Raw genomic sequence first — 9,991 nt, 5'->3', positions numbered from 1 at the left:
TGCGCCGCAACACACGACGACGCGATTGGTCCGGTCATGGAGAATCGCCGCCATGTCGAGGGCGCGCGGTGTGGTGCTCATCGGTACCTTCTTCTCTTCGCGCAAGCGCTCATCTGGGGTGGCCTTCTCTTCGCGCAAGCGCTCATCGGTACCTTCTTCTCTTCGCGCAAGCGCTCATCGGACCCCTTGGGCGGCAAGTGCTTCCGCCAGTTCGTAAAGGCTGCCCAGATCGACGCCGTCGGCGATCGCCGGTAGCTCGAGGCGGGCGATGTCCAGCCCGTCGAGCTGCTCGGCGCTCTCGGCGCGGGCGCTGATGCGCGTCGCGTGCTGAATGGTCTCCGTGAGCAGACCCGCGAAATCGGGGTCCGAAAGCGTGATTCCGGCCTTCGCCAGACCCGCCCGGACCGCGTCGGCGTCGACGTCGCCCTCGGCCGCCTTGATCAGGTCGTCGTCATCGAGATACGACGGGATGTTGCGGTTGACGATGACGCTACCGATGGGCAGCTCGAGTTCCGTCAGCTCGTCGATCGCCTCGAGGGTCTCCTGGATCGGCAGTGCTTCCAGCAGGGTGACGACGTGGATCGCGGTCAGCTCCGAGTGCAGCAGCTTGACCACGCCCTCGGCCTGCGAGTGCACGGGTCCACCCTTGGCCAGGTCCGACACGGCCTTGGTGACGTCGAGGAACCGCGCGATGCGTCCGGTCGGCGGCGAGTCGACGACGACCGCGTCGTAGCCAGTGGGCTTGCCCTTCGCCTTCTCCTTCTGGATCCGGACCACGATCTCCTTGATCTTGCCGGTCAGCAGCACGTCCCGCAGCCCCGGCGCGATGGTCGTCGCGAATTCGATTGCGCCTATTCGTCGCATCGCCCGCCCCGCGATACCCAGGTTGTAGAACATGTCGAGATATTCGAGGAACGCAGCCTCGGTGTCGATGGCCAGCGCGTTGACCTGCCCGCCGCCGTCGGCGGTGGCGATCTTCACCTCCTCGTAGGGCAGCGGCGGCACGTCGAAGAGCTGCGCGATGCCCTGGCGTCCTTCTACTTCGACGAGCAGCACCTTGCGGCCGCCCGCGGCGAGCGCCAGTGCCAACGACGCCGCGATCGTGGATTTGCCGGTGCCACCCTTGCCCGTCACGAAGTGCAGGCGCGCCTTGGTCAGCCGGGCTGGCCATCCGACGGACGCGCGGGTGCTGGACTCGGGAGCATCGGTGGTCACCCCAGCATGCTAACCATGACGCCAACCGTGACCGATAAGCTCAGGCCCATGAGCGAACTGACCCGGTGGGAATACGTGACGGTGGCACTACTCACGCACGCGACCAAGCAGATTCTGGACCAGTGGGGTGAGGACGGCTGGGAACTGGTCTCGGTCCTTCCCGGTCCCACCGGAGAACAGCTCGTCGCCTACATGAAGAGGCCCAAGTGACCGTCACCTCCCGGCTGGCCGAACTCGGCATCGAGCTGCCCGCCGTCGTCGCCCCGTTGGCCGCATACGTTCCCGCGGTCCGCACCGGGAACCTCGTCTACACATCAGGTCAGCTGCCGATGGTCGCGGGTGCGTTGCCGCAGGCGGGCAAGGTCGGCGCGGCCGTGAGCCCCGAGGAGGCCAAGGCGTTGGCGCGCACCTGCGCGTTGAATGCGCTCGCCGCCGTTCACTCACTGGTCGGGATCGACTCCGTGGCCAGGGTGGTCAAGGTCGTCGGCTTCGTGGCGTCCGCGCCCGGTTTCAACGGCCAGCCCGGCGTCATCAACGGCGCCTCCGAGCTGTTCGGTGAGGTCTTCGGCGACGCGGGGGCACACGCACGATCGGCGGTGGGGGTGTCGGAGTTGCCGCTGGATTCGCCGGTGGAGGTAGAGATCGTCGTAGAAGTCGCGTGAGTTTGGAGCATCCCGCTTACGGGCAGCTGAGGCGCGTGACCGACACGGCGTCGGTGCTGCTCTGCGACAACCCGGGGATGCTGACGCTCGAGGGCACCAACACGTGGGTGCTGCAGGGGCCGGGCAGCGACGAGATGGTGATCGTCGACCCCGGGCCCGACGACGACGCGCACATCGAACGGATCGCCGCTCTCGGCAAGATTCCGCTGGTGTTGATCAGTCACAAGCACGGCGATCACACCGATGCGATCGACAAGCTCGTCGAGCGGACGGGTGCGGTGGTGCGTGCGGTCGGCAGTGGTTTCCTTCGCGGACTTGGCGGCCCGCTGTACGACGGCGAGGTGATCGACGCGGCAGGGCTGCGGATCACGGTGCTCGCCACGCCGGGTCACACCGCGGATTCACTGTCGTTCCTGGTCGATGACGCCGTGCTCACTGCGGACACCGTGCTGGGCCGCGGCACCACCGTCATCGACAACGAGGACGGCACCCTTCGGGACTACCTGGAGTCGCTGCGCAGGCTGAACGGCCTGGGTCCGCGCGCCGTGCTACCGGGGCACGGGCCGGATCTCGACGACCTGGCGGCGGTGACCGCGACGTACCTCGCGCACCGAGAGCAGCGCCTCGACCAGGTGCGCGATGCGCTGAAGGCGCTCGGTGACGACGCCACCGCCCGGCAGATCGTCGAGCACGTGTACACCGACGTCGACGAGAAGTTGTGGCCGCACGCCGAGTGGAGCGTGCAAGCGCAGCTGAACTACTTGCGCTCCTGATGCGAACGGGCGTTCTGGACGCTCGCTCGATTACCTCGCTCGGCGGGCCAACCGCTCGGAGTCGCTGATCAGTACGCTCTTGCCCTCCAGCCGGATCCAGCCGCGATGGGCGAAGTCGGCGAGCGCCTTGTTCACGGTTTCGCGCGAGGCGCCGACGAGCTGGGCGATCTCCTCCTGCGTCAGGTCGTGCGTCACGCGCAGGGCGCCGCCCTCCTGGGTGCCGAAGCGCTGAGCGAGCTGCAGAAGCTGCTTGGCGACGCGCCCAGGGACGTCGGTGAAGATGAGGTCGGCGAGATTGTTGTTGGTGCGCCGCAGGCGACGGGCGAGCACTCTCAGTAGCTGCTCGGCGATCTCCGGGCGGTCGGCGATCCACGCCCGCAGCGCGTCTCGGTCCATCGACACCGCGCGGACCTCGGTGATCGTCGTCGCGCTCGACGTGCGGGGCCCTGGATCGAAGATCGAGAGCTCGCCGAACATGTCGGACGGGCCCATGATCGTCAGTAGGTTCTCCCGGCCGTCCGGCGAGCGGCGACCGATCTTCACCTTGCCCGAAATGATGATGTAGAGCCGATCGCCCGGTTCACCTTCAGCGAACACGGTGTGCCCACGTGGGAAGTCAACGGGCTGCAGCTGCTTGGTCAGCGCGGAAACCGCAGTCGGTTCGACACCCTGGAAGATTCCGGCCCTGGCCAGGATCTCGTCCACGTTGCCCCTCTATAAGCCGTCGGAATTGTGCTGTACGGAAAAACATGACACGTCTAGACGCCACCCGTGCTGGATGGCGAACTCAGTCTAAGGGTAGGCGGCGCCAAGACGTGCCAACGCTACACACGATAAGGCTGTCGAGTCTCCCGAAATTCCGGATTGGTCGCGTGGTGGACGTACACGCGGGTGGGCAAATTCTCGGGGGCCTCGAGGAGAAGTCGCTCCTCGTATCGCGCGTCGACCGACCCGTAGGTATACGCATCTATGGGGCGCGTGGCCGGTTTTGCGCAATCGGCCTTGGCCTGTTCGAGAACCGCGGTGACGTCGTCCGGTGAGACGGTGTCGGCCTCCAGGCTTGCCTCGAGGCGGTCGAGACCGAAGGTTGCCAACATCAGCAACCCCGGGATGAACGCGACGAGCAACCAAGACACATGGCGAAGTAAACACGCCGAAGGTCTCAGTGGGATCACGAATTGCCACCGGTCCGCGTCTACACTTGTCGGCCTCGTCAGTACGCTTGACCCGTGGCAACGCGAGCAGTGGAGAGTTCAAAGTCCGGCAAGTGGGACGCCGAGACCCATACCGGCCTGGTGCGGCGGGCGCGTCGAATGAATCGGACGCTCTCCCAAGCGTTTCCGCACGTGTACTGCGAGCTCGACTTCACCAATCCGCTGGAGCTGACCGTCGCCACCATCCTGTCGGCTCAGAGCACCGACAAGGGAGTCAACCTCACCACCCCGGCGCTGTTCGCCAAGTACCGCACGGCCGCTGATTACGCCGGCGCCGACCGTGAGGAGTTGGAGGCCATGGTGAGGCCCACCGGCTTCTATCGAAACAAGGCGAATTCGCTGATGCGGCTGGGTCAGGACCTCGTCGCGCGCTTCGACGGTCAGGTCCCAGACACCCTCGATGAGTTGGTGACGCTGCCCGGCGTCGGCCGCAAGACCGCCAACGTGATCCTCGGCAATGCGTTCGGCATCCCCGGCATCACGGTCGACACCCACTTCGGGAGATTGGTGCGGCGCTGGCGCTGGACCGAATTGGAGGATCCCGTCAAAGTCGAGTTCGCGATCGGCGAGTTGATCCCTCGCAAGGAGTGGACTCTGCTGAGTCACCGGGTGATCTTCCACGGCCGCCGGGTGTGTCACGCGAAGAAGCCGGCCTGCGGAGTGTGCGTGCTGGCCAAGGACTGCCCGTCGTTCGGACTGGGTCCCACCGACCCGCTCGCCGCCGCTGCGCTGGTCAAGGGTCCCGAGACCGACCATCTCCTGGCGCTGGCCGGGCTCTGAGCGTCGTTGAGTCCGTGCGCACGTCGACCAGGTGGACCGTTGCCGTCCTGATCGTCGTTGCGGCTCTCGCTGTCGGGTTGTGGCGGGAGGTGGGCGACGACCCCGACGACGGTGGGGCAGGCAACGGGTCGCCGCCAGCGGCGGGCGTAGCGCGCGAACACCGCGACGCCGACACCGCCGAGGCACTGGCGGGTCCGCGCGCACGAGCCGACCTGCCGCCATGCCCAGCTCCGTCGGTGCCACCTGGTGCGGCGGTGCTCGGCGGCGTCACCGTCGAGTGCGCGGCCGACGGCAGCAGCGTCGACGTGGCCCGGGCGATCGGCGGCCGGACGGTGCTGCTGAATCTGTGGGCGTACTGGTGCGGACCGTGCGCCGACGAGCTCCCCGCGATGGCCGAATACCAGCGCCGCATGGGGTCGGCGGTGACGGTGGTGACCGTGCACCAAGACGAGAACGAGGCCGCGGCGCTCCTGCGCCTCGCCGAGCTCGGCGTGCGCCTGCCGACCCTTCAAGACGGCCGACGCCTCGTTGCCGCTGCCCTCAAGGTGCCCAACGTGATGCCAGCCAGCGTCGTCCTGCGATCGGACGGTACGGTGGCCGAAATCTTGCCGCGCTCGTTCGCCAGCGCCGATGAGATCGCGGCGGCGGTAGATCCGAACATCGGCTGAACGAGCCAGACGGGATAGGAGAGGGCGGGTTTGAGCTCCAACGGTGACGGGGGATCGCACGCGCTCCTGGACGCCGACGCCGCTCCGGCGTGGCTGAGGCCGCTCGTCGAGCATGGCGGTGACGTGCAGAGCGCCTACCGGCGTCGGGTCCCTGCCGACGTACTCGCAGCCATCACGTCGGCCAACGCGACGGCCACGCGGACGGGAGCCAAGCGCGACGCATCCGTCCTGGTGCTGTTCTCCGGCCCGCAGGACGCCCCTGCCGGGCAGCTGCCCGACGAGGCCGACCTTCTGGTCACCGTGCGGGCCTCGACGCTGCGCCACCACGCGGGGCAGGCCGCCTTTCCCGGCGGTGCGGCAGATCCCGGCGACGCTGGCCCCGTCGACACCGCGTTGCGCGAGGCGCGGGAGGAGACCGGCGTCGACACCACCCGTCTCCGTCCGTTGATCACTCTGGACCGGATGTTCATCCCGCCGTCGGGGTTTCACGTCGTACCCGTCGTGGCCTATTCACCCGATCCGGGACCGGTGGGAGTGGTCGACCCCGGCGAGACGGCGATCGTCGCCCGCGTTCCCGTCCGCGCGTTCGTCAACCCCGAGAACCGGCTGATGGTGTACCGCAAGGAGAACACCTCCCGATTCGCAGGCCCGGCGTTCCTGCTCAACCAGATGCTCATCTGGGGTTTCACGGGCCAGATCATCTCCGCGATCCTCGACGTCGCCGGCTGGGCGAAGCCGTGGGACAGCGACGACGTACGCGAGTTGGACGCGGCAATGGCGCTCGTCGGGGACGTCAGCGATTACCGTGAGGTCCAACAATGACATCCTCGCAGTGGCTTGATCTCGCCGTCCTGGCCATCGCCTTCGTCGCCGCCATCTCCGGTTGGCGGTCGGGGGCCCTTGGCTCGATGCTGTCGTTCGTCGGCGTCGTCCTCGGCGTGGTCGCCGGAGTTCTGCTGGCACCTCATGTCGTCACCCACATCGACGGAGCCCGCACCCAGCTGTTCGTGGCATTGTTCCTGATCCTCGGGTTGGTGGTGGTCGGCGAGATCGCCGGCGTGGTGCTGGGACGCGCGGTGCGCGGCGCCATCCGAAGTGGGTTGATGCGCACCGTCGACTCCGTCATCGGGGTTGGTCTGCAGCTCGTCGCCGTGCTGGTGGCGGCGTGGCTGCTCGGCACCCTGCTCACGTCGTCTCCGCAACCGAATCTGGCTGCAGCGGTGCGTGGTTCGCGTGTCCTCGCCACGGTCAACGACGTCGCGCCCCCGTGGTTGCAGCGCGTGCCGACGCGACTGTCCTCCCTGTGGGACACCTCGGGCCTGCCCGACGTGCTCCCGGCGTTCGGGCGTACGCCCATCGTCAACGTCGATGCGCCCAACGCCGCGTTGGCCGGTGATCCGGTGGTGGCTGCCACCCGGCCGAGCGTGCTCAAGATCCGTGGTGTCGCGCCGAGTTGCCAGAAGGTGTTGGAGGGCAGCGGTTTCGTGGTCGCCCCGAACCGCGTGATGTCCAACGCGCACGTCGTCGCCGGATCGGACAGCGTGACCGTGGAGGCCGAAGGCAAGTCCTACGACGCCACCGTCGTCTCCTACGATCCCGATGCCGACATCTCCATCCTCGACGTGCCGGGGCTGCCTGCCGCGCCGCTGGAATTCGACATGCAGGAAGCGCAGACGGGCACCGACGCGGTGGTGATGGGCTATCCGGGCGGCGGCGAGTTCACCGCTACCCCGGGACGCATCCGCGAGATCATCCAACTCAACGGCCCCGACATCTACCACACCACCACCGTGACCCGCGAGGTCTACACCATCAGAGGCACCGTGCGCCAAGGGAATTCGGGTGGCCCGCTGATCGATCGGGACGGCAAGGTGCTAGGCGTGGTGTTCGGCGCTGCCGTGGACGACGCGGACACCGGGTTCGTCCTGACCTCCAACGAGGTGTCCAAGCAGTTGCAGAAGGTGACCAACACGCAGCCGGTGTCGACCGACACCTGCATCTCCTGACTCAGCCCCCATACACCCCGGCGAGGAACCTCGTCAGGTGCTCGTTGACCCGGTCGGGGGCCTCTTCGTGCGCGTAATGTCCGGCGCCTGCCATCACCACGTAACGGCCGTTGGGTGCAAAGCGCAGGGTGCGCTGCACCGGATCGGCGAGCACGTACGGGTCGGCGTCGCCCCGGATGTGCAGCATCGGGACGGCGAGCGGACGCTTCATCGACCGCATGAACCGGCGGCCCTCGCCGCGTAACTGGCTGCGGACCGCCCACCGTTGGTACTCCAGCGCGGAATGCGCAGCCGAGGGGATCTGAATGGCTCGGCGCAGGTGCCGGGCCGTCACTGAGAAGTCTTCGGAGTCAAGCCACTTCGCGGCTGCCCGGCTCCGCACCAGCGCTTCGACCGCGGCGGCGTCGTTGCGGGTGAGAGCACGTTCGGGCCAGAACGGTGGTTGGTAGCGCAACATCGACGGCAACAGCGCCAACCCCTGATCCCGCCGGGTCAGCGCCGAGGTACGGAGCGCGACGGGATGCGGCGAGCTGACCAATGCGATCGCCCGCACCACGCGCGGATGCAGCACCGAGGTGGCCCAGCACACCAACCCGCCGTCGGCGTGCCCGACGAGCGTCGCCGTCTGGTGCCCGAGCGCACGGACCAGTCCCGCGGTGTCGCCGGCCAACGTCCAGCCGTCGTAGCCGCGGGGCGGCTTGTCGCTACCGCCGTAGCCGCGCAGGTCGACTGCCACGACCCGGGCGTCGGACAGCCCACGGAGCTGGTGACGCCACGACCACCAGAACGAGCCGAATCCGTGCAGCAGGATCACCAGTGGCGCATCGGCGCGGGTTGGTGCGTCGTCCTCGGCGATTCCTTCGACTACGTGGAAGCGAATCCCGTTGGCGTGCACGTCCATATGCCGCCACGGACCGTCGATGCGGGTGATCGACGGGTCGGGTGGCGGTTGGTGGGTGTGCCCACGGTGAAAGATCCCCCGGCCGGTTCGCTCTCCCCCGCCGGCGGGGGAGCCGCCAGCACCGGAGCGGCTCCGGGCCATTACCAGCCGGATGGATCTGCGGGTGCCGCGGCGCGGGCTTCCCCGTTCGATGCCGCCTTGTTGCCGCCGGGCACCAGAGCCACCCGGGCCTCCTTGACGGACGCGATGGTCTTCTGAGGCCCTCTGATCCGCCTGACCTTCAGGAAACCCAGGAGGGCCAACAGGATGGTGACGACGACCATGACGCCGAAGACGATGAGGATGGCGGCCCACGTCTGGAACCACAGGTAGTCCAGCAGTGCCGCGATGAAGGCGAAGAAGAAGAAGGTGGAGTAGAAGAGCACGACGAGCGCCAGGATGAAGTAGACGCTGCCCGTCAGACCCTTCTTGACGTCGCGCGTGATCTCGGCGCGGGCAAGCTCGACCTCCGCCCGCACCAGTGTCGACACCTGGGTGGTGGCGTCCTTGACCAGGTCTCCGATCGATGGATCCGGCTTTGGTGCATGGGGATCGACCAGCGGAATCGAAGTCACCGTACTGGGAACGCCGCTCTTGCGGTCGCCATTGGTCACGGACACGTCCTCCCGGCCTGGATGCTGTCGTGGTTCATGTTGCCATGTCGCCGCCCCGTGCAGCGATTCCGGCCGACGTTAGACTGACCTGGTCTGGTTTTCGGGTTGCAGCGATCAAGAGGGGGTTGTCGTGCGGCGAGCACAAGGACGCCGCTGGCAGTTCCTGGTGGTCACGGCCTTGATCGTGGTGGTCTCCAGCCTGGGCCTGCCGAACGTCGCCACCGCCCGCGCGGATGGCCTCGTCCCCCTTGGTGGTGGTTCGGGAATCGTCATCGACGGTGACACCTTCTGCACGCTCACCACGATCGGCAACGACAATCAGGGCAATCTGATCGGGTTCACCTCCGCACACTGCGGCGGTCCGGGGGCGCAGGTCGCCTCAGAAGCGGCGCAGGGCGCCGGCGTGGTCGGCACGATGGTCGCGGGCAACGACGGCCTCGACTACGCCGTCATCCAGTTCGATCCGCAGAAGGTGCAGCCCGTCAACTCCGTCGACGGTTTCGAGATCGACGGCATCGGGCCCGACCCGGCGTTCGGTGAGATCGCCTGCAAACTGGGTCGCACGACGGGTCAGTCGTGTGGCGTGACGTGGGGCCCCGGCCAGGAGCCGGGGACGATCGTCAACCAGGTGTGCGGCCAACCCGGCGACTCGGGTGCCCCCGTCACCGTGAACAACATGCTCGTCGGCATGATCCACGGCGCGTACACCGAGGACCTGCCGACCTGCGTCGTCAAGTTCGTCCCCCTGCACACCCCCGCGGTGACGATGTCGATCAACGCTCAGCTCGCCGACATCGCCGCGAAGAATCGACCGGGCACCGGGTTCGTTCCCGTCGGCGCCGCGCCCGCGCCTCAGCCGTAGTCGGCGCGGCGGGTATCCGACCGGCCTCCCGATGCGCACCGGGGAGTCCGCCGGATGGCAGCGTCTCCCAGTCGATCCGCGTCGGCCTATTTGGCTGCGCTGATGGCTTCGAAGACGCTGGGGTCGAGGAGGGTGGAGGTGTCGCCGAGTTCGCGGCCTTCGGCGACGTCGCGGAGGAGGCGTCGCATGATCTTGCCGCTGCGGCGGCGCACCATGGGGATGCACCGCCGCCGCGTCGCAAATATGTTGCACGGCCC

General features: G+C 67.7%; 14 protein-coding genes. 8 read left to right on the top strand and 6 right to left on the bottom strand.

From position 1 onward, the window contains the following. Nucleotides 1-174: 174 nt before the first annotated feature. Nucleotides 175-1,215, bottom strand: coding sequence for an ATPase BagA (gene bagA / locus ABW137_RS32100; RefSeq protein ID WP_526406339.1), 1,041 nt, complete (start codon nt 1,213-1,215; stop codon nt 175-177). A gap of 48 nt (nt 1,216-1,263) precedes the next feature. Here bagA and sp36 point away from each other — a divergent pair, with 48 nt between their 5' ends. From sp36 to ABW137_RS32085, 3 genes are read left to right on the top strand one after another with little or no spacing between them, the layout of a single operon-like run. After that, nucleotides 1,264-1,425 carry a Sp36 family protein gene (gene sp36, locus ABW137_RS32095; RefSeq protein ID WP_526406337.1) on the top strand — a complete coding sequence of 54 codons (162 nt, stop codon included), beginning with the start codon at nt 1,264-1,266 and terminating at the stop codon, nt 1,423-1,425. Next, nucleotides 1,422-1,877: a RidA family protein gene (locus tag ABW137_RS32090; protein ID WP_526406335.1), complete on the top strand. Its 456-nt coding sequence runs from the start codon at nt 1,422-1,424 to the stop codon at nt 1,875-1,877. The genes sp36 and ABW137_RS32090 overlap by 4 nt, the downstream gene beginning before the upstream one ends. Next, nucleotides 1,874-2,650 (top strand): MBL fold metallo-hydrolase, encoded by a 777-nt coding sequence (locus ABW137_RS32085; protein ID WP_526406333.1) that lies wholly within the window; start codon nt 1,874-1,876, stop codon nt 2,648-2,650. The genes ABW137_RS32090 and ABW137_RS32085 overlap by 4 nt, the downstream gene beginning before the upstream one ends. Before the next feature lie 30 nt (nt 2,651-2,680). Here ABW137_RS32085 and crp read toward each other — a convergent pair whose 3' ends face one another. Both crp and ABW137_RS32075 read right to left on the bottom strand, forming a co-directional pair. Further along, a complete protein-coding gene (gene crp / locus ABW137_RS32080) occupies nt 2,681-3,355 on the bottom strand; it encodes a cAMP-activated global transcriptional regulator CRP (RefSeq protein WP_003883807.1) in 675 nt (224 codons plus the stop codon). 119 nt (nt 3,356-3,474) lie between these two features. After that, complete coding sequence (locus ABW137_RS32075; RefSeq protein ID WP_526406331.1) at nt 3,475-3,786, bottom strand: hypothetical protein; 312 nt, start codon at nt 3,784-3,786, stop codon at nt 3,475-3,477. Between the two features lie 177 nt (nt 3,787-3,963). On the opposite strand from ABW137_RS32075, the gene nth reads away from it, so the two are divergent. The 4 genes from nth to marP are packed head-to-tail and all read left to right on the top strand — an operon-like array spanning nt 3,964 to nt 7,318. After that, nucleotides 3,964-4,644, top strand: coding sequence for an endonuclease III (gene nth, locus ABW137_RS32070; RefSeq protein ID WP_526406347.1), 681 nt, complete (start codon nt 3,964-3,966; stop codon nt 4,642-4,644). Nucleotides 4,645-4,658: 14 nt separating this feature from the next. Beyond that, a complete protein-coding gene (locus ABW137_RS32065; RefSeq protein WP_526406329.1) occupies nt 4,659-5,312 on the top strand; it encodes a TlpA family protein disulfide reductase in 654 nt (217 codons plus the stop codon). Nucleotides 5,313-5,342: 30 nt separating this feature from the next. Then, complete coding sequence (locus ABW137_RS32060; protein WP_526406327.1) at nt 5,343-6,134, top strand: NUDIX hydrolase; 792 nt, start codon at nt 5,343-5,345, stop codon at nt 6,132-6,134. Continuing rightward, nucleotides 6,131-7,318: an acid resistance serine protease MarP gene (marP, locus tag ABW137_RS32055; protein ID WP_526406325.1), complete on the top strand. Its 1,188-nt coding sequence runs from the start codon at nt 6,131-6,133 to the stop codon at nt 7,316-7,318. The genes ABW137_RS32060 and marP overlap by 4 nt, the downstream gene beginning before the upstream one ends. A 1-nt stretch (nt 7,319) precedes the next feature. Here the strand turns inward: marP and ABW137_RS32050 are convergent, their stop codons facing one another. Then, on the bottom strand, nt 7,320-8,219 hold the full coding sequence (locus tag ABW137_RS32050) for an alpha/beta fold hydrolase (RefSeq protein ID WP_526406345.1): 900 nt from the start codon (nt 8,217-8,219) through the stop codon (nt 7,320-7,322). Between the two features lie 140 nt (nt 8,220-8,359). After that, nucleotides 8,360-8,872 carry a phage holin family protein gene (locus tag ABW137_RS32045; RefSeq protein ID WP_526406323.1) on the bottom strand — a complete coding sequence of 171 codons (513 nt, stop codon included), beginning with the start codon at nt 8,870-8,872 and terminating at the stop codon, nt 8,360-8,362. A gap of 178 nt (nt 8,873-9,050) precedes the next feature. On the opposite strand from ABW137_RS32045, the gene ABW137_RS32040 reads away from it, so the two are divergent. Beyond that, a complete protein-coding gene (locus ABW137_RS32040; RefSeq protein WP_526406343.1) occupies nt 9,051-9,734 on the top strand; it encodes a S1 family peptidase in 684 nt (227 codons plus the stop codon). A gap of 86 nt (nt 9,735-9,820) precedes the next feature. On the opposite strand, the gene ABW137_RS32035 is transcribed toward ABW137_RS32040, so the two are convergent. Then, a partial coding sequence (locus ABW137_RS32035; RefSeq protein ID WP_526406341.1) for a hypothetical protein occupies nt 9,821-9,991 on the bottom strand: 171 nt, incomplete at its 5' end.

It is taken from the genome of Mycobacterium sp., from assembly GCF_040509115.1.
Taxonomy (GTDB): domain Bacteria; phylum Actinomycetota; class Actinomycetes; order Mycobacteriales; family Mycobacteriaceae; genus Mycobacterium.
The sequence above is the reverse complement of the archived record's forward strand: the minus strand, read 5'-3'. Positions and strand labels throughout refer to the sequence as shown.

Excerpts from the sequence above, each read along its gene's own strand:
- marP (WP_526406325.1), top strand. The coding sequence starts at position 6,131 with ATGACATCCTCGCAGTGGCTTGATCTCGCCGTCCTGGCCATCGCCTTC.
- ABW137_RS32050 (WP_526406345.1), bottom strand. The coding sequence starts at position 8,219 with ATGGACGTGCACGCCAACGGGATTCGCTTCCACGTAGTCGAAGGAATC.
- sp36 (WP_526406337.1), top strand. The coding sequence starts at position 1,264 with ATGAGCGAACTGACCCGGTGGGAATACGTGACGGTGGCACTACTCACG.
- nth (WP_526406347.1), top strand. The coding sequence starts at position 3,964 with ATGAATCGGACGCTCTCCCAAGCGTTTCCGCACGTGTACTGCGAGCTC.